Origin of the sequence: Arthrobacter antioxidans (genome assembly GCF_023100725.1) — a bacterium.
Lineage (GTDB): Bacteria > Actinomycetota > Actinomycetes > Actinomycetales > Micrococcaceae > Arthrobacter_D > Arthrobacter_D antioxidans.
In genome coordinates this window covers 3,319,009-3,336,369 of the sequence record NZ_CP095501.1, presented here as the reverse complement: position 1 = coordinate 3,336,369, position 17,361 = coordinate 3,319,009, and the positions used below count along the sequence as shown (strand labels likewise).

18 protein-coding genes and 1 riboswitch are annotated in these 17,361 nt (G+C 69.5%); of the genes, 12 read left to right on the top strand and 6 right to left on the bottom strand.

What is annotated here, in order from left to right; translation table 11 throughout:
- The first annotated feature begins 156 nt into the window (after positions 1-156).
- From MWM45_RS15375 to MWM45_RS15365, 3 genes are all read left to right on the top strand, one after another.
- On the top strand, positions 157-888 hold the full coding sequence (locus MWM45_RS15375) for a nucleoside/nucleotide kinase family protein (RefSeq protein WP_247827189.1): 732 nt from the start codon (positions 157-159) through the stop codon (positions 886-888).
- 10 nt (positions 889-898) lie between these two features.
- Positions 899-1,159 (top strand): DUF6221 family protein, encoded by a 261-nt coding sequence (locus MWM45_RS15370; protein WP_043441658.1) that lies wholly within the window; start codon positions 899-901, stop codon positions 1,157-1,159.
- 167 nt (positions 1,160-1,326) lie between these two features.
- Positions 1,327-1,815: a hypothetical protein gene (locus MWM45_RS15365; protein WP_247827188.1), complete on the top strand. Its 489-nt coding sequence runs from the start codon at positions 1,327-1,329 to the stop codon at positions 1,813-1,815.
- Here MWM45_RS15365 and MWM45_RS15360 read toward each other — a convergent pair.
- Complete coding sequence (locus MWM45_RS15360) at positions 1,812-2,615, bottom strand: response regulator transcription factor (protein WP_247827187.1); 804 nt, start codon at positions 2,613-2,615, stop codon at positions 1,812-1,814. The two genes, MWM45_RS15365 and MWM45_RS15360, sit on opposite strands and share 4 nt — an antisense overlap.
- 110 nt (positions 2,616-2,725) lie before the next feature.
- Positions 2,726-2,800: riboswitch (cyclic di-GMP riboswitch) on the bottom strand.
- Between the two features lie 101 nt (positions 2,801-2,901).
- Positions 2,902-3,810: a LysR family transcriptional regulator ArgP gene (locus tag MWM45_RS15355; RefSeq protein ID WP_247827186.1), complete on the bottom strand. Its 909-nt coding sequence runs from the start codon at positions 3,808-3,810 to the stop codon at positions 2,902-2,904.
- A 70-nt stretch (positions 3,811-3,880) separates the two neighbouring features.
- Between MWM45_RS15355 and MWM45_RS15350 the strand changes: the two genes are divergently transcribed.
- Positions 3,881-4,486, top strand: a complete 606-nt coding sequence (locus tag MWM45_RS15350; protein ID WP_247827185.1) for a LysE/ArgO family amino acid transporter — start codon at positions 3,881-3,883, stop codon at positions 4,484-4,486.
- Positions 4,487-4,533: 47 nt separating this feature from the next.
- On the opposite strand, the gene MWM45_RS15345 is transcribed toward MWM45_RS15350, so the two are convergent.
- The 3 genes from MWM45_RS15345 to MWM45_RS15335 form a co-directional block, all read right to left on the bottom strand.
- Positions 4,534-5,454: a carbohydrate ABC transporter permease gene (locus MWM45_RS15345; protein ID WP_247827184.1), complete on the bottom strand. Its 921-nt coding sequence runs from the start codon at positions 5,452-5,454 to the stop codon at positions 4,534-4,536.
- Positions 5,455-5,535: 81 nt separating this feature from the next.
- Complete coding sequence (locus tag MWM45_RS15340) at positions 5,536-6,501, bottom strand: carbohydrate ABC transporter permease (protein ID WP_247827183.1); 966 nt, start codon at positions 6,499-6,501, stop codon at positions 5,536-5,538.
- A complete protein-coding gene (locus tag MWM45_RS15335; protein WP_247827182.1) occupies positions 6,501-7,808 on the bottom strand; it encodes an ABC transporter substrate-binding protein in 1,308 nt (435 codons plus the stop codon). The genes MWM45_RS15340 and MWM45_RS15335 overlap by 1 nt, the downstream gene beginning before the upstream one ends.
- A 166-nt stretch (positions 7,809-7,974) precedes the next feature.
- On the opposite strand from MWM45_RS15335, the gene MWM45_RS15330 reads away from it, so the two are divergent.
- Together MWM45_RS15330 and MWM45_RS15325 are read left to right on the top strand one after the other, a co-directional pair.
- Positions 7,975-9,525: a YcaO-like family protein gene (locus MWM45_RS15330; protein ID WP_247827181.1), complete on the top strand. Its 1,551-nt coding sequence runs from the start codon at positions 7,975-7,977 to the stop codon at positions 9,523-9,525.
- Complete coding sequence (locus tag MWM45_RS15325; protein ID WP_247827180.1) at positions 9,515-10,378, top strand: polysaccharide deacetylase family protein; 864 nt, start codon at positions 9,515-9,517, stop codon at positions 10,376-10,378. The genes MWM45_RS15330 and MWM45_RS15325 overlap by 11 nt, the downstream gene beginning before the upstream one ends.
- Before the next feature lie 113 nt (positions 10,379-10,491).
- On the opposite strand, the gene MWM45_RS15320 is transcribed toward MWM45_RS15325, so the two are convergent.
- Entirely contained in the window at positions 10,492-10,713 is a 222-nt protein-coding gene (locus MWM45_RS15320) for a hypothetical protein (RefSeq protein ID WP_247827179.1), read from the bottom strand.
- Positions 10,714-10,817: 104 nt separating this feature from the next.
- Between MWM45_RS15320 and MWM45_RS15315 the strand changes: the two genes are divergently transcribed.
- From MWM45_RS15315 to MWM45_RS15290, 6 genes are all read left to right on the top strand, one after another.
- Positions 10,818-11,162, top strand: a complete 345-nt coding sequence (locus MWM45_RS15315; RefSeq protein WP_247827178.1) for a PadR family transcriptional regulator — start codon at positions 10,818-10,820, stop codon at positions 11,160-11,162.
- Complete coding sequence (locus tag MWM45_RS15310; protein WP_247827177.1) at positions 11,159-12,145, top strand: hypothetical protein; 987 nt, start codon at positions 11,159-11,161, stop codon at positions 12,143-12,145. The genes MWM45_RS15315 and MWM45_RS15310 overlap by 4 nt, the downstream gene beginning before the upstream one ends.
- 39 nt (positions 12,146-12,184) lie before the next feature.
- Positions 12,185-13,498 (top strand): DUF2252 domain-containing protein, encoded by a 1,314-nt coding sequence (locus MWM45_RS15305; protein WP_247827176.1) that lies wholly within the window; start codon positions 12,185-12,187, stop codon positions 13,496-13,498.
- Positions 13,499-13,637: 139 nt separating this feature from the next.
- On the top strand, positions 13,638-15,509 hold the full coding sequence (gene dnaK / locus MWM45_RS15300; protein WP_043441677.1) for a molecular chaperone DnaK: 1,872 nt from the start codon (positions 13,638-13,640) through the stop codon (positions 15,507-15,509).
- A gap of 2 nt (positions 15,510-15,511) precedes the next feature.
- Complete coding sequence (locus MWM45_RS15295) at positions 15,512-16,174, top strand: nucleotide exchange factor GrpE (protein ID WP_247827175.1); 663 nt, start codon at positions 15,512-15,514, stop codon at positions 16,172-16,174.
- Between the two features lie 162 nt (positions 16,175-16,336).
- A complete protein-coding gene (locus MWM45_RS15290) occupies positions 16,337-17,335 on the top strand; it encodes a DnaJ C-terminal domain-containing protein (RefSeq protein WP_247827174.1) in 999 nt (332 codons plus the stop codon).
- The last annotated feature ends 26 nt before the right edge of the window (positions 17,336-17,361 follow it).

Here is a 17,361-nt window from a genome sequence, read left to right as displayed (position 1 = left end):
CCCGCCCCACGTGCACGACGAGGGGTGCGGATGCCGACCGCATCGTCCGCCCGTGACCCTCCGGCCGCGGTCGGTGCCGCGTGGACCTGCCCGTTTCACAGCCCCTGCACATCGCGGGCAGGGAGCACTCCTAGCATGTGCCCGTATAACGGAGGGATGACTTCCCGCATGGAACCCGACGACAGGCGCTCCCGCCCTCAGGAGCGTCGCTTCGTCGTCGCCCTGGTGGGCATCGACGGCGCGGGCAAGACGACGGCGGCCTCCGCGCTCGGCGGGCTCCTCGGAACGACGACGCCCACGATGGTCCTCGCCAACCCTTCGGGGCGGCGCACCATGACGGCGTGGACCGCGCGGTTCGGACTCGCCGTTCCGCCCCGGATCCTCGACCTCCTGGAGTCGGCGGTGCGGGTGGTCAACGTGGTGGCCAACCACCTGCGGGCCCGCCGGTTCGACGGGGTCGTCATCATGGACCGGCATCTGCACTGCCAGCAGGCGCTGCGTTCCACCCGGGGACTGCCGCGCGGCACGTTCCTCACCGCGCTGACGCGGGTGCTGCCGGCGGCGGACATCGTCGTGTTCCTCGACGTCAGCCCGGAGGAGGCCGTCCGCCGGATCGTCGAGCGGGGGACGGACACCGAACGTGTCGACGACCTCCGGGCCTACCGCGACGGCTACCTCGGGCTCCCCGAATTCGGCGGCTTCCGGCGCGTGGATGCCGACGGGTCGCTGCTCGCCGTCCTCGATGAGCTCGAGGAGATCGTCGTGGGAGGGGCGCAGCGCCTGATGCCAGCGGACGCAACCGGCAGCACCTGCCTCCCCGGGAGGCGGCATTCGACGGCGGGCCGCCCTGCGCGTGGGGTGGACGGTGCCGCTGCTCCTGCTCGATAGGGTTCCAGGTATGAATGAGATCGCCGCCTTCCTCGACGCCCGCATCACCGAGGACGAGAAAGCAGCCCGCACGGGCACCCTCCCCGAAGAAGTGTGGGGTGCGCGCGGCTGGTACGAGCCCGCGCGGGTCCTGTCCGAATGCGAGGCCAAGCGACGGCTCCTGCAGTTCGCGCTGTCCGATCTCGGTGAGCCCCACGGCTCGAGCGTGCTGAAGCTGCTCGCCGGGCCGTGGGCCGGCCACGGCGGCTACCGGCCGGAGTGGAAGGCCTGAGCGGAGGGCGGACCAGGAGGCCCGGGGCCCGCGACACCGACCGGCGCCGGGTGGCGGGATGGTGAAGCGCAGCAGTCATGTCGGCAAACGGCATGCTCGAGCGCAAGCTTTGCGCAAGAACTCCGTGCAGGCGCGCGCCGCCCACCCGCCGTCGCTAGGCTTGGACGGTGCCCCTACCTTCGACTCCGTCAGGCCCTGACCAGTATCAGGGCCCGTCCCCGGTGGACGGCGCGGCACCTCTCTCCCACGATGCCGCCCCGTCCGCCGATGCCCCGCGGACAGCGGCGCCCCTCGTCGATCCCACGGTCCTCGCGGACATGGTGCGGGACTTCTCCGACCCCGCCGTCGTCCACCGGTTCGCACGGGACTTCTCCGCGACGCTCGAGGGAAAGCTCGAGCGGTTGGAGCGGGGGATCGAGGCCGGCGATGCCACGGGCGCCGAGGACGCCGTCCTCAGCGTGACGACGTCGGCCATGATGGTGGGCGCGGTGCGCCTCAACCAGGCGGCACGTGCAGTCCACGGCATGATCACCGCCGACGACCTCGACGGCGCCCGGCGCGCGGTCGCCCCGCTGCGCGCGTGCGCCGCGGACACGCTCGGGGAACTGCGGGCGGGCTACCCGGAGAACCCTGAGCCGTCGACGGTCCCGGTCTAGTCCGTGGCCCGGGGCACGACGCGGAACCCCACGCCCCGCACCGTCGTGATGAGTTCCGGGCCGCCGTCCACGCGTGCCAGCTTCTGGCGGAGATTCGCGATGTGCACCTCGATGGCCCGCTCGTCCGTGCGGCTGACGAAGTTGTACCCCCGGTAGTCCCCGCCCCGGGACACGCGGACCAGCTCCTCCTTGGTCCGGACGGCCCCGTTGCCCTGCATCAGCTCGTACAGCAGGTTGAATTCGGTCTTCGTGAGCGGCAGTTCCACGCCGGCGCAGCTGGCGATGCGTGCGTCGCCGTCCACCGTGATGCCGCCGTTCCGCAGGACGTTGGCGGACTTCACCGGCACGTCGTCGGTCGGGGCGGGTGCAGCGGGCGCCGCAGGCCGGCTCGGCGGGTGCTGGGCGTTCTGGCCGATGCGGGGCCTGCGGAGCATCGCGTCGATGCGGGCCCGCAGCTCGCGGGGCCTGAACGGCTTCAGGACGTAGTCGTCGGCCCCTGCCTGGAGCGCGGTGAGGATGTCCATCTCGTCGCTGTGGCCGCTGAGCACGATCACGTAGCAGTCGGTGGTGTTGCGGATCCGCCGCAGGACCTCGTACCCGTCGATATCGGGGAGCCCGATGTCCAGGGTCACCACCATGGGATGCTGCTGCCGGATCACGTCGACGCCCTCGCGCCCGGTGGTCGCACTGCTGACCACGAAGCCGCCCTGCTCGAGGACGGCACACACCAGGTTCCGGATGTCGAGATCGTCCTCGATGACCACGGCGCCCCGGCGATCGCCGGGCGCGGAGCTAGTCATCGCGCGTTGTCCGGGGACGACCCTGCGGGGCGGCCGGCACGTACCGGCAGGCAGGTATGGGAACGGTTGGGACTTCGCGTGTCCGGGGCATAGTCCATGGACCTGTTCTCTTCGGCGGCCCGGCTGACCTCGAGGGTCCCGTGGCTTTGCGTCCCCGGCTCGCACCGGGTTTGCCTTTGTCGACGAGCGGCTGCTCGCTCGACGATAGTAGCAACCCCCACCGACGCCTTCGTGAACGAGCGGGAGCACCGTCGAGCCGTGGCGTCACGGCGCCCGGTGCAGGGCGTCACCCCCGTGGTCGGCTCCTCCGCACGGGTGGGCGGAGAAGGAGCGCCGCGGACCGCAGTACCGCATCGCTGACGGCGGCCAGGGCCGTGGAACCGTGGCGCCACTGCTGCCAGTACAGCGGCACGTCCACGTGGCCTCCCGGGTCGAGGCGGACCAGGTCCCGCGGGTCGGACCGCAACTCCGCTTCGGATACGAGGCCCCAGCCCATGCCGAGGCGGACCGCGTCGGCGAACTCCTGCGCCGCGGGCAGGTAGTGGCGCGGCGGGTCGACGGCACGGCGGGTGCGTGAACGCAGGTACTGGTCCTGGAGGTCGTCCTTCCGATCGAAGAGGACCACGGGTGCGAGGGAGAGCCGTTCGGGCGTCGCCCCGTCGGCGAACCAGGTGTCCCGGAAGTCCCGGGAACAGACCGGCACGTAGCGCATGATGCCGAGCGGCCGCGAGGAGCACCCCTGTACGGGAGAGGCCACGGAGGTGATGGCCGCCGAGGCGGTGCCGTCGCGCAGCAGCTCGAGGGAGTAGTCCTCGTCCTCGCGCAGGATCTCCAGTTGCAGGGTGCCGGCGACCTGGGCGAGGGCCGGCAGGACCCACGTGTGCAGCGAGTCGCCGTTGACCACGATCGTGATCCGTCGACGGGGGCCGTCCCGGGCGGAGTCGAGCTCGGTGGCGAGGTCCGCCGACAGCAGTTCGAGCCGGCGGGCGAAGCGGATGACCGCCTCTCCCGCGTCGGTGGGGCGGAGGGGGCGTGTACGGGTGACGACGGGGCGCCCCACGGCCACCTCGAGCGCCCGGATCCGCTGGCTGATCGCCGAGGGCGAGACGGACAGCGCGGAGGCCGCTGCCTCGAAACTCCCCTGGTCGATGATCGCCGCAAGAGCCTCGGCCTGTCCCGGATCGACGGACTTCATAAGCAACTCTTATCACGCTGAAGTAGAATTAGTTTGTCTAACCATCGATGCCACGCCTAGCTTGGGGTGCGTGATCTCCACCGCCGCCACCGGCCTCGCCGCCGGCCTGACCCTGATCGTCGCCATCGGCTCGCAGAACGCCTTCGTGCTGCGCCAGGGCCTGCGACGGTCCCACGTGGCGCTGGTCGTGACGGTGTGCGCCGTCTCGGACCTCCTCCTGATCGCGCTCGGCGTCGGCGGGTTGGGAGCTGCGATCGAGCGGGCCCCCGTGCTCCTGGAGGTGGTGCGGTGGGCCGGGGCGGCCTTCCTCGCGGGGTACGCGGTCCTCGCGGCGCGGCGGGCGCTCCGGGGGGAGCGTCTCGACGTCGACGGCGGACCCGCCACGCTGTCCTGGCGTGCCGCGCTCGGGACCTGCCTCGCCCTGACCTGGCTCAATCCCCACGTGTACCTGGACACCGTGCTGCTGCTGGGATCACTCGCGAACACGCACGGCACGCCGGGCCGGTGGTGGTTCGGCGCCGGCGCCGCCCTCGGCAGCATCCTGTGGTTCTCGGCGCTCGGCGTGGGTGCGCGCTTCCTCGCCCCCGTCTTCGCCCGCCCGTGGGCCTGGCGCGTCCTCGATGCGCTGATCGCCGCCGTCATGCTCCTGCTGGCCGTGCTCCTGATCCTGCGGTAGCGCGCGCTACGGTGGGCCGGCGCGGCGCGGGGCTACTCCTGCGCCCGCTACCGGATGCCGCTGCGCGCCAGGCCCTGCACGAAGTATTTCTGGAAGGCGAGGAACATGAGGACGATCGGCGTGATGGACACAAGGGCCAGGGCCATGATGGCGCCGTAGTCGGCTCCGTATTGCCCTCTCAGATACAGCAGGCCGATCGGAAGGGTGAAGAGTTGGCTGTCCTTGAGTGCGATGAGCGGCCAGGCGAAGTCGTTCCACTGGTACATCACGGTGAGGAGCACGAGTACGGCGATCAGTGGTTTGCACAGCGGCAGGACGATCTGCAGGAAGATCCGGATGGTGCCCGCGCCGTCGACCTTGGCTGCCTCGATGAGTTCGTCGGGAATGGCGATGATGAACTGGCGGGCGAGGAAGATTCCGAACGCGGAGGCGGACGACGGGAGGATGACCGCCCAGAACGTGCCGTAGATCCCGAGTTCCGTGACGAGACGGAACTGCGCCACCATCAGGACCTGGACGGGAACCATCATCGTGCTCAGCACCAGCAGGAAGATCGCACCCTTGCCTCGGAAGTCGAGCTTCGCGAAGGCGTAGCCGGCCAGCAGGTTCACGGTCACGGTGAGGGCCGTGACGATCACGGTGATGACCACGGAGTTGCCGAACCAGGTGGCCGTCGGGAAGCGGCTGAAAATGGTGCGGAAATTCTCGAGCGACCACTCGGAGGGCCAGATGCGCAGCTCGCGGCTGAAGACATCGGTGTTCGGGGAGAAGGCGAGGGTGACCATCCAGTACAGCGGGAACATCATGATCAGGCCGACGATGACGGCGGTCACCAGGCGGGCCGCGGCGGAGGCACGCTGCGCGGGCGAGACCCGCTTGACGCGCGGGACGAAGCCGTCGGGCCCGCTGGTGGGACCGACGGGGCGCGTCGCCTGGTTGCCGCCCCTGGGGGAGAGTGGGTGCGCCATGGGAATCCTGTCCTCGTGGGCTGTCGTGGGCTGTCGTGGTCGATCGAACCTGCCGACCGGTGCCGGCCGGGTCGAGCCGAGCTATCCGGTGGTGTCGCGGGTGCGGTTGCCTCGCCACTGGAGGGCCGTGAAAGCGAGGGTGAGCAGGAAGATGACGATGCCGATGGCCGCCGCGTAGCTCTGATCGCGGGTGACGAAGCCGTTCTCGTAGGCGTAGGTGACGAGCACCGACGTCGACCGGCCGGGACCTCCCCCGGTCATGACGAAGATGGTGTCGAAGACCTGGAAGGAGTAGATGACGTCCATGATCAGCAGGAAGAAGGTGGACGGGCCGACGAGCGGCACCGTGAGGTAGCGGAACTGCTGCCAGGAACTGGCGCCCTCCAGTTTCGCCGCTTCGTAGAGCTCCGGGGAGATGCTCTGCAACCCGGCGAGGTAGATGACCATGTTGAACCCGACTCGGATCCACAGTGTCACCAGGACGATCGAGGCGAACGCCGCAGAACCTTGCGACTGCCAGGGGATGGTCGCCAGCCCGCCCTCGCGTAGCAGCTTGTTGATGATGCCCGTCGCCTCGTCGAAGAGCAGTACCCCCATGAGCGCGGTGGCGACCCCCGAGATGACCATGGGCAGGTAGATGAGGGTGCGGAAGAGCCTGCGTCCCGGAAGGACGGAGTTCATGAGGACGGCCAGGGCGAGTCCGAGGGCGAGGCTCAAGGGCACCGTGATCACAGTGAAGACTGCGGTGTTGAGCGCCGACTGCCAGAAGGTGGGATCGGTGACGAGCCGCTGGTAGTTCTGCAGCCCCACCCACCCGCTCGCTCCGAAGCCACTGGACTCCTGGAAGCTGATCAGGAAGGCCCAGCCCAGGGGCAGGAAGAGGAAGACCCCGAGCAGCACGAGATTGGGCCCGAGGAAGCCGTAGGAGGCGAGGGTGCGCCGCCGAACCGTACCATGGCCCGGCCTCGCCGCGGAGGTGGCCACCGGAGGGGACAGCCCCTGGGTGTCGCCGGTGGACCCCTCGCGGGCCGAGGTTCCGGCCGACATCAGCCTGCTGCCTCATCCACGGCTGCTGCGATGTTCGCCAGGGTCTCCTCGACCGGCTGGCCCTGGGTGAAGGCAGCCTCGAGCTGGTCGCGCAGTGTGGGATTGATGGCCGCCATGGCGGGGGAGGTGAGCTGCTCCACGTCGGAGGGCTCCAGGGTGGTCGCCTGTTCCACGAAGATGCCCGCGATGTCCGGCCGCGTCTGGTAATCGAGTTCTGTACCGACAAGGCTGTTCAGGGTCGGCAGTTCCATGGCGCGAGCACAGAAGTCCGACATCTGGTCCGGCTGGGTCATGAATCTCAGGAACTCCGCTGCCAGCTCGGGGTTCCGGGCGTTCTTCGTGGCCACGAGGGCGTTGCCGCCCAGGTCGCAGGCGCCACGCTCGTCACGGGGCAGGTAGGTGGCGCTCCACTCGAAGTCGGTGATGGCCTCATCCAGGCTCGGGAGCACGAAGTTGCCCACGAAGGCCATGGCGGTGGTCCCGGCGGAGAAGGCGGTGTCCGCGTAGGTGGAGGATTTCACGGAGCTGCTGGGAGGTACGAGGTTGTCGGTGAAGAAGCCCTGGGTGAAGGCCAGGGCCTTCGTCCCGGCGTCGGACTGGATGGCCGAGCCGGTGAGATCGTCGTTGAAGAGCCGGCCCCCGGCCTGGAAGAGCCAGCTCAGCCAGCGGGTGGAACCCCCGAGCTGCCAGTTGTAGACGAAGGGGTAGAGATCGTCGGGGAGCGAGCCGCGGAGCTGCTCCGCGACCTGCCGGAACTCCTCCCACGTCCACGCGGAGTCGAGGCTGTCGGGGACACCGGTGATCCCGGCCTGCTCGAAGAGATCGGTGCGGTACACGAGGGCCGAGGTGTCGGTCTGGTGCGGAACGCCGTACGGTCTGCCGTCGAACTGGACGGCCTGCCACATGGCGGGCAGGAATTCCTCGCCGGCAGCCGTATCGAAATAGCTGCTGAGGTCCAGGAGCTGGTCCTGACTGCTGTAGGCGCCGATGGTGCCGTAGTCGACGCGGAAGAGATCCGGCGCCGTCCCCGCCTGCAACTGGGCGTCGATGTTCTGGAAGATCTGTTCGTACGGCACGAGATCGAGTTGCACATCCACACCGGAGTTGGCTGCTTTGAAGGCCTCGATCCCGCGGCGGAAACCCTCCTCCTCGGCAGGGCTGCCCCAGGTCGTGAACGTCAGGGTGTTCTCCCCGCTGTCACCGCCACCGGTGTTCGTGCCGCCCGAGAACCCCGCGCATCCGTTCAGCGCTGCCGCCGCCGCGAGGAAACCTGCTCCGCCAAGGATCTGCCGTCTGGAAATGGTCATCGTCATGCCTTCCGAGTGAGGGTGATCACAACATACAACGCTGCACCGACACTCGGGCGGGGCCCGGGCAGACTGTTCGGCGCAGCGACCGTCCGCCGAGGAGAGCAGCGACCGGGGCCGGAATCGGCCCGGATGGGATCGGGAGGTCGTGTGCTCTACTGGGGGCATGATGCATGGACGCGGGACGTCGCTGCCGGCGGACGGGGTGCTTGCGGCTGCCGCGGAAGCCTACGAAGCCGCGCTACCGGGGTTACGCGCGCAGTTCGCCATCGACGGCCTCGACCGGACCGGCGTCCCGACGTGGGCGACGTGGTGGCGGGACTCGGGTGCGGCTCTGGGCGGCGTCGGGTACGGCCCGTCAGCAGCGCAGGCACGCGTCGGCGCCCTCGGCGAGACGGTCGAGAACGCATTCTCGCTCCTGGCGTTCGCGCGCCTCGAGCGGACGACGGCGTCGTACAACGAACTCCGACGTCGACGCGGCGCAGCGGGAGTCGCCGACCCGCGCACCCTGGGTCTGCCGGCGGGCTCTCCCTATCACGACGACATGGTTCTCACCTGGCTGCCCATGCGTCGTGCCCTCGCAACCCAGGGCGCGGACAGCGCCGGCCGGAAAGGCGTACCGGGCCTCGACCTCGACGGGGAGTCCGTGCTCGTTCCGGTCGATCTCGTCGCGAGCAGCCCGTCGGAGCTGAAGGATCGTGACATGGTCGGGCGGCTCCTGATGCCTGTGGCGAACGGGATGGGCGCGGGGACGAACCTGCGGCACGCCGTCATCCACGGCGTCCTCGAGATCCTCCAGCGGGACGGCAACGGTCTCAACTTCCGGGCGCTCGACCGGGGCGCCGTCGTCGAGCTGGGCCCCGACGACGGGGACGCCGAGACCCGCCGGGCGCTCGACGCCCTCCGCGGAGCCGGAGTGGACGTGATGGTGAAGGTCGGCTCGATCGAGCGCGGGGTGCCGAACCTCTACGTCGTCGGCCACGCCCCGGGCGACGATCTCGTCGTCGCCACGGCCTGCGGGGAGGCGGCGCATCCCGACCGGGACGTGGCACTGCGCAAGGCCGTGCTCGAGTTCGCTTCGGCCCGGGCCCGCAAGGCGTTCATGCACGGACCCCTGGCAGCGGTCCGACGTATCGCACCGCAGGACTATCTGGACGACGCGCTGACGATCGTCGATCCCGGCGCCGAGGAACCGCGCGTCCTCGACGCGACCGTGGCCTGGCTGACCGCGGACGGGGAGCAGGACACCGCCGTGCGAACGCGCCTGGCCGCGACGGTGTTCTCCCGCCGGTCCGCCGTCCGGTTCGGCGATCTGCCGACCAGCGCGACCGCCGATCCGCTGGCGGTCATGGCCGAACACGGTCTCGGGATCCTCGTCGCCGACCTGACGCCACCCGGATCGACCGACGACGGCGGGGCGCGGGCGGTCAAGGTCGTCGTGCCCGGGACCGAGGTGGAGACGGTCGCCTATGGTCGGATCGGCGAGGCGGGGGTGCAGAGACTGGTCGACGCCGGTCGGGACGATCTGGCGCGCGTGGGCGGCCGGCCCGAGGGCGACGGATGGCGAGAGGTGATCCTGACGGCCGAGGCCCAGGAGCGGCTCGGCGGGCCCGCCTGGCTGGAGCGCGACGCTGTCGACGCCGTCGCGACCGGGCTGCTGCCGCTGTACCGGGAACCCGGCCGGCATACCGCCCGACTCGTCCTCGGTGAGCGTTAGTGCCCCCGCATCCACGACGGACGCGACGCTCGCGATGACGGGCGAACAGGGTGCCGATGAGCTCGAGACGTACATCCTCGATCAGGGTGAGCGACCCGGGGGAGTCCCCGTGGTCCTGCTCGACGATGCCGCCGTAGCGGCGGGAGCCGACCCGTCCACCTTGATCCCGGACACCCTCGGCCCACTCCCGGCAGCACTGCGACGACCCGCCCCGTTCACGTACGAGGCCTACGTCCTGCAGAGCGTCCTCGGCGAGCTCCTGCTCGAGAGTGGAGGTGCAGGGTGGTCCCGTGAAGAGCTCTCGGCGATCCCGCGACTGACGCTGAACTTCCACGATGTCTCACCGGAACACCTCGAGATCGCCGACAGACGGTTGACCGGGCTGGCACGGGTCCGGGATCTCCTGGAAGGCCGTACGAACGAGGAGACCCACCCGCAGGTGGGCGTCCTCCTGTTCGACGGGTACAGGGATGCGGCGGAGATGGTCGTCCCGATCTGCGAGAGGCTCGGACTCCGCGTCCTGATCCTGCCCATCGCCCTCGAGGTCGCGGACGACCGTGCCGGCACCCTGACCGACGACGAACTGATCGAGCTGGCTCGCAAGCACGCACTGGGCTTCCACACGCTCACCCATCGACTGGCGGACGAGATCACGCCCGCGACGGTGACCTCCGAGGTGACCGACGTGGTGCACCGGCTCACCCGCATCGCCGGCCGCGCGCCCCGAGTGGGTGCGTGGTGCGGCGGTGCCCGATTCGATGACACCCAGCTCGGGAACCGACGACTGCGGGAACTCGGGGTGACCGAACTCGTCTCGAACTGGTCATGGGAGACGATCAGGCGCGTCCCCTGATTCCTGGAGTCCGAGGGCGGCGGCTCGCAGGTCCGCCCCACCGCGACAGGGCAGTGCGACGACGGGCGGGACGCGTGGTGAACGCCGTCCGCGCGGTGTGGCGCACCCCGGGGCTACTCCTGGTTGGCGCGCTCCTCGATCCAGTCCGTCGCCGCGTCCGAGAGGAAGATGCCGTCGGGGCCACGCCCGCCCATCCACCACGACTCCGAGGCCACCAGGCCGCCGGCGCTACCGATGTCGGCGACCACCTCGGGAGTGAGTGCCTCCCCGTTGTGGGCGATCAGCCACTCCCGGGTGTGCGGCGTGACGCTGTTCCACCATTGGTCGAGATCCATGGCCGACAGTATGGCACCCGCGGGTCTCACCCACGCCGGGTGATCGTCGGACCACCGGACCGTCGCCTCTTCCTGCACTGTGTGTCGCACACTATGGTGTCGGCATGGACATCAATGAGGGCCTGGTTGCCGGGCACCTGCAGGAACTGCGGCGCGGGACGGTGGTCCTGGCATGCCTCACCCGGCTGCGCACCCCCGACTACGGGTACGCACTCCTCGGCTCGCTCGACGCCCTGGACCTCCAGGTCGACGCGAACACGCTCTACCCACTCCTTCGGCGCCTCGAGAAGCAGGGCCTGCTGACCAGCGAGTGGAACACCGCCGAATCCCGTCCGCGGAAGTTCTACCGGACGAGCCCGGCCGGCGACGACCTCGCCGCCACCCTCACGGCCGACTGGGATCGGCTGACCGCATCGCTGCACCGCCTCGCCGAAGGGGAACTGCCATGACCACGCTGACCGACCGGTACGTCTGGGCGGCCGTCCGCACCGTACCCGACGCCCAGCGCGCCGAGATCGAACCCGAGATCCGGGTGATGATCGGCGACGCCGTCGACGCGCACCGCACCGCAGGGGAGGAGCCCGGTGCGGCCGAACGCTCGGCCCTCGCGGAACTGGGGGACCCGGAACGCCTCGCGGCCGACTACGTGCAGCGCCCGCTGCTGCTGATCGGGCCCCGGTACTACCTCGACTGGCTGCGGCTCCTGAAGACCCTCCTGTCCATCGTGGTGCCGATCAGCACCACGGTGGTCTTCCTGGTGCAGTTCCTGAGCCAGGGTGACCTCGGTGCGGCCATCGGCAGTGCGGCGGCGACCGCGCTGGGCGTCACGGTGCACGTGGGCTTCTGGACCACGCTGGTGTTCGCCGTCCTCGAGCGTTCGGGCACCACCGACACCGGGACGGAGTGGTCGCCCGACCGCCTCCCTGCAGTGCCCGACCACTCCCGCCGCAGCCGGCTGCCGGACTTCATCGCCTCCCTCGTCTTCCTCGCCGCCCTGGCGGTGGCTGTCCTCTGGCAGCAGGTGTCCTCCGTCGTCCGGGACCCGGACGGACGTGCCATCCCGTTCCTCGATCCCGCCCTGTGGTCCTTCTGGCTCCCGTGGTTCCTCGGGCTGATCATCGCGGAGGCCGCGTTCGCCCTCTGGCTGTACCTGCGGGACTGGTCCTGGGCGGCCGCCGTCGTGAATCTCGCGCTCGATCTCGCCTTCGCGGTGCCCGTGATCCTCCTGTGGTCCGAGGGGCGGCTGCTCAACCCGGAGTTCACCGACGCCGTCGGCTGGGATCCGGCCGCCCCGACCGGCGGCGGCTGGACCATCGCCTCCATCGTCACGGGAGTGCTGGTCCTGTTCGTCGCCTGGGATGTGGTGGACGGGTTCCTGAAGGCGCGGCGGGCGGGTGCGCCCGCCCTGCAACCGGTTCCCACGCACCCCTGATCCCCGGCGGTCCACAGGGAACGCGCGTACGGTGGCGTGATGGCAGCCACCGAGTCCCGTCAGCAGCACATCGTCAGCACCCTCGTGGAGGCCCACCAGGACCTCATGGGCGTGGACCCCCTCGCCTTCCGGGCGAGGTTCCGGAAGATGGCCGCGGACCCGTATGCCTTCTACCGGGGCAGCGCGGCCCTGTTCTACACCGACATGGCACGGCTCGACGACGCCTGGGCGGACGAGCGCACCAGCCGCGTGTGGATCCACGGCGACCTGCACGCGGAGAACTTCGGCACCTACATGAGCAACGAGGGCCGGCTCACCTTCGACGTCAACGACTTCGACGAGGCGTACGTGGGCCACTTCTCGTGGGACCTCCGACGCTTCGTCGCGTCGCTGACGCTGCTGTGCTGGCAGAAGGCGCTGCCGTCGCAGTCGGTGCGCGACCTCTCGCGCATCTATCTGGAGGCCTACCTCGGCCGGGTCGGGGACTACGTGGACGACGAGCAGTCCGCCTTCGCCTTCGGGCTCGACAACACGGACGGCCCCGTCTACCGGGTGCTGCAGCAGGCCCGGGCGGCCCGCAGGACGCGGCTGCTCGACGCGCTCACGCTCATCGAGGACTACGAACGCCAGTTCCGCGACGACGGCTCGATCCGGGTGCTCGACGACGACGAGCGCCGGGAGGTCGCGGACGCCTTCGACCGCTACCTCTCCACCATCCCGGACAGCGACCGCTCCCGGCGGCGGGTGTTCTACCGGGTGAAGGGCATCGTGGGCAAGAAGGGGTTCGGGATCGGCAGCGCCGGCCTCCCCACCTACAACGTGCTGATCGAGGGCTTCGACGAGGCCCAGGAGAACGACATCATCCTCACGATGAAGCAGTCGAACATCGCCGCGCCCAGCCGGATCGTCGACGACGAGCGGGTCCGCGGCTACTTCGTGGACGACGGGCACCGCGCCGTCATCAGCCAGCGGTCCCTGCAGACCCACACCGACCCGTTCCTCGGCTACACGACCATCCGCGGGGTCTCCTTCGTGGTGTCGGAGCTCTCGCCCTACAAGCGGGACCTCTCGTGGGAGGACCTCACGGAACCCGAGCAGATGGTGCCGGTGCTCGAGGCGCTCGGACAGGCGACGGCGAAGATCCACTGCTCGACCGACGAGGACAGCGACCACGACCTCGTGCCGTTCCGCACGGAGACCGCCATCCTGGCCGCCGTGGACCGCTCGCGCGAGGACTTCGTCGAGGACATCGTCGGGTTCGGGGAGGCCTACGCCGCGACGGTGCGCGAGGACCACGCGCTCTTCGTCGACGCCTTCCGGGAAGGGCTCATCACCGCCGTGCCGGCGGCCTAGGAAGCCGGAGTTGAGTCGGTGGGACTCAACTTCGTTTTGACCTGACCCGGTGCGCCCGTATAGTTGAGTGCAGAACGCTCAATCTACGCGCCCGGCGGATGAGCGCCTCGCAAACCCCGGGCAGTCGAAAGGAATTTGCATGTCACGTGCAGTAGGTATTGACCTCGGAACCACCAACTCGGTCGTCTCGGTTCTCGAAGGCGGCGAGCCCACCGTCATCGCGAACGCCGAGGGCGCCCGCACCACGCCGTCGATCGTCGCATTCTCCAAGTCCGGCGAGGTCCTGGTCGGCGAGATCGCCAAGCGCCAGGCCGTCAACAACATCGACCGCACCATCGCGTCGGTCAAGCGCCACATGGGCACCGACTGGAACATCGCCGTCGACGACAAGAAGTACACGCCGCAGGAGATCTCGGCGCGTATCCTCCAGAAGCTCAAGACCGACGCCGAGAGCTACCTCGGCGAGAAGGTCACCGACGCCGTGATCACCGTGCCGGCGTACTTCAACGACGCCGAGCGCCAGGCCACCAAGGAGGCCGGCGAGGTCGCAGGCCTGAAGGTGCTGCGCATCGTCAACGAGCCCACCGCCGCGGCCCTCGCCTACGGCCTCGACAAGGGCAAGGAAGACGAGCTGATCCTCGTGTTCGACCTCGGCGGCGGAACGTTCGACGTCTCCCTGCTCGAGGTCGGCAAGGACGAGGACGCCTTCTCCACCATCCAGGTCCGCTCGACCGCCGGCGACAACCGCCTCGGCGGCGACGACTGGGACCAGCGCGTCGTGGACTACCTGCTCTCGCAGGCCAAGGCCAAGGGCGCCGACCTCTCCAAGGACAAGATCGCCCTGCAGAGGCTGAAGGAAGCCGCCGAGCAGGCCAAGAAGGAGCTGTCCTCGGCGACGTCCACCAACATCTCCCTGCAGTACCTCTCGGTGACGCCCGACGGGCCCGTCCACCTCGACGAGCACCTCTCCCGCGCCAAGTTCCAGGACCTCACCAAGGACCTCCTGGACCGCACGAAGAAGCCGTTCCACGACGTCATCACCGAAGCCGGCATCAAGGTGGCCGACATCGACCACATCGTCCTCGTCGGCGGCTCCACCCGCATGCCCGCCGTCGGAGAGCTCGTCAAGGAGCTCGCCGGTGGCAAGGAGCCCAACAAGGGCGTCAACCCGGACGAGGTCGTGGCCGTCGGTGCCGCACTGCAGGCCGGTGTCCTGAAGGGTGAGCGCAAGGACGTCCTCCTCATCGACGTCACTCCGCTGTCCCTGGGCATCGAGACCAAGGGCGGCATGATGACCAAGCTCATCGAGCGCAACACGGCCATCCCCACCAAGCGCAGCGAAACCTTCACCACGGCGGACGACAACCAGCCGTCGGTGGCCATCCAGGTGTTCCAGGGCGAGCGTGAGTTCACCCGCGACAACAAGCCGCTGGGTACGTTCGAGCTGACCGGCATCGCGCCGGCCCCGCGCGGCGTCCCGCAGGTCGAGGTCACCTTCGACATCGACGCCAACGGCATCGTGCACGTGTCCGCCAAGGACAAGGGCACCGGGACCGAGCAGTCGATGACCATCACCGGTGGTTCCTCGCTCTCCAAGGAGGACATCGACCGCATGGTGCGCGAGGCCGAGGAGCACGCCGCCGAGGACAAGAAGCGCCGCGAGGCCGCCGATGTCCGCAACGGCGCCGAGCAGCTCGCCTACTCCGTGGACAAGCTCATCGCCGACAACGCGGACAAGCTGCCGGAGGAGGTCAGGACCGAGGTCCAGGCCGACGTGGACGCCCTCAAGAAGGCCCTCGAGACGCAGGACAACGACGACGAGGTCAAGGCGGCGTTCGAGAAGCTGCAGGCCTCGCAGTCCAAGCTCGGCGAAGCGATCTACGCCTCGGCCCAGCAGGACGCCGGCCAGGCCGGCGCAGCGCCCGCCGACGACCAGCCAGCCTCCGCAGGCACCGACGAGGACATCGTCGACGCCGAAGTGGTTGACGAAGACACCAACGAGAAGAAGTAGTCATGCCGCACCACGGAAATGAAGAAGAGCACCAGTCAGAGCCGGTGAACTCATCCGACAACCGGGAGATCGACCCGGACACGGGCGAAGTCCGTGGGCAGCAGCAGGACGCCGGCGAGCCGGCCGCGGAGGAATCCGCGGCCGGAGCACAGGCCACGCCCGCGGCCGACCCTTCCGAAGGGGATGCCCTGGCCCAGGCCGAGGCGATCCTGAACGAGGCAGGTGCCGAGGGCGAGAGCAACCCGGCAGTGGACGTCGTCGCGGAGCTCCGCAACGATCTGCTCCGCCTGCAGGCGGAGTACGTCAACTACCGGCGCCGCGTCGAGCGCGACCGGGACGTCGCCCGCGACCAGGCGGTCATCGGCGTCCTCAACTCGCTGATGCCCGTCCTCGACGACATCGACGCCGCACGCCAGCACGGCGATCTCGCGGAGGGCCCGTTCGCGGCGATCGCGGGAAAGCTCGAGAACGTCCTGAAGACGTACGAGCTGACCCGGATCGACGAGGTGGGTGTCGCGTTCGACCCGAACATCCACGAGGCGCTCATGCAGCAGCCGAGCGCGGATGTCCAGGCGGACAGCGTCAGCCAGATCCTCCGCGCGGGCTACCGCAAGGGGGAGCGCGTCCTGCGCGCCGCCCAGGTGATCGTGGCAGTGCCCGAGTAATCAGCACCGTGAACGCCGGAGCAGCCCTCGAACGGCGGCAACGAAATCTCCCTGCTCGCAGAGCTCGCCGGGAGATATTGAAGCCGCCTTCCTCGAGGGCTGCCCCGGCTTGCGCCGCTTACTCACCTTTTTATTCGGAAGAACAACGGAAGGAGACGCCAATTGGCTAGTCAGGATTGGGTCGACAAGGATTTCTACAAGATCCTGGGTGTCTCCAAAGATGCGTCCGGTGACGAGATCAAGAAGGCGTACCGGAAGCTCGCGCGCAAGCACCACCCCGACCAGAACCAGGGGGCCGCGGCGTCGGAGCGCACCTTCAAGGACGTCTCGGAGGCCTACTCCGTCCTGTCCGACGCCGAGGAGCGCCAGCAGTACGACGCCATCCGCGCGATGGGGGGCGGCGCGCGCTTCTCCGCAGGCGGAGCGGGCGGCGGCGCCGGCGGCAACGCCGGCTTCGAGGACGTCTTCGGCAACCTCTTCGGCCAGGGCGCGGGCACCCGCCAGCGCACCGGGTTCTCGAACGGCAACCTGCCCCCCGAATTCGCCGACCTGTTCGGTGGCGGGGGCATGGGCGGCGGCGGCGGATTTCCCGGCGGGTTCCAGTCCACCCGCCCGCAGAAGGGCGCGGACCGTACGGCGAGCACGTCCATCTCCTTCGGCGGTGCCATCAACGGCACGACGATCGGGCTGCGCGAACCCTCCGGGGAGCAGATCGACGTCCGCATCCCGGCCGGCATCCGCGACGGCCAGAAGGTCCGGGTCAAGGGCAAGGGGCAGCCGGGCCAGGCCGGCCCCGGCGACCTCATGGTCAGCGTGAACGTGAAGGAGCATCCGCTCTTCAAGCGCGACGGCGACAACATCCGCGTCCACGTGCCCGTCACATTCCCCGAGGCGGCGCTCGGTGCCGAGATCAAGGTGCCGACGCTCACCGGCGAGATGGTCACCATGCGGGTACCAGCCGGCACGCCGTCGGGCAGGACGCTCCGGCTCAAGGGCCGGGGGGTGAAGACGTCGAAGACGACCGGCGACCTGCTGGTCATCGTCGACGTCGTCGTTCCGCAGAACCTCTCGAAGGAGGCGGAAGCCGCCGTGGAGACGTTCCGCGCCGCCACGAAGGACGCGGATCCGCGGGCAGGCCTGGCCGCGAAGGCGCGCCTGTAACAGCACGTCCGAACGGCACATCCGAG

What these genes read in the sequence shown, in the direction of transcription:
- MWM45_RS15370 (WP_043441658.1), top strand. Translation starts at nt 899, where the DNA reads ATGAATGAGATCGCCGCCTTCCTCGACGCCCGCATCACCGAGGACGAG.
- MWM45_RS15330 (WP_247827181.1), top strand. Translation starts at nt 7,975, where the DNA reads ATGATGCATGGACGCGGGACGTCGCTGCCGGCGGACGGGGTGCTTGCG.
- MWM45_RS15305 (WP_247827176.1), top strand. Translation starts at nt 12,185, where the DNA reads ATGGCAGCCACCGAGTCCCGTCAGCAGCACATCGTCAGCACCCTCGTG.
- MWM45_RS15315 (WP_247827178.1), top strand. Translation starts at nt 10,818, where the DNA reads ATGGACATCAATGAGGGCCTGGTTGCCGGGCACCTGCAGGAACTGCGG.
- MWM45_RS15335 (WP_247827182.1), bottom strand. Translation starts at nt 7,808, where the DNA reads ATGACCATTTCCAGACGGCAGATCCTTGGCGGAGCAGGTTTCCTCGCG.
- MWM45_RS15345 (WP_247827184.1), bottom strand. Translation starts at nt 5,454, where the DNA reads ATGGCGCACCCACTCTCCCCCAGGGGCGGCAACCAGGCGACGCGCCCC.
- dnaK (WP_043441677.1), top strand. Translation starts at nt 13,638, where the DNA reads ATGTCACGTGCAGTAGGTATTGACCTCGGAACCACCAACTCGGTCGTC.
- MWM45_RS15320 (WP_247827179.1), bottom strand. Translation starts at nt 10,713, where the DNA reads ATGGATCTCGACCAATGGTGGAACAGCGTCACGCCGCACACCCGGGAG.
- MWM45_RS15375 (WP_247827189.1), top strand. Translation starts at nt 157, where the DNA reads ATGACTTCCCGCATGGAACCCGACGACAGGCGCTCCCGCCCTCAGGAG.
- MWM45_RS15295 (WP_247827175.1), top strand. Translation starts at nt 15,512, where the DNA reads ATGCCGCACCACGGAAATGAAGAAGAGCACCAGTCAGAGCCGGTGAAC.
- MWM45_RS15340 (WP_247827183.1), bottom strand. Translation starts at nt 6,501, where the DNA reads ATGTCGGCCGGAACCTCGGCCCGCGAGGGGTCCACCGGCGACACCCAG.
- MWM45_RS15355 (WP_247827186.1), bottom strand. Translation starts at nt 3,810, where the DNA reads ATGAAGTCCGTCGATCCGGGACAGGCCGAGGCTCTTGCGGCGATCATC.
- MWM45_RS15360 (WP_247827187.1), bottom strand. Translation starts at nt 2,615, where the DNA reads ATGACTAGCTCCGCGCCCGGCGATCGCCGGGGCGCCGTGGTCATCGAG.
- MWM45_RS15310 (WP_247827177.1), top strand. Translation starts at nt 11,159, where the DNA reads ATGACCACGCTGACCGACCGGTACGTCTGGGCGGCCGTCCGCACCGTA.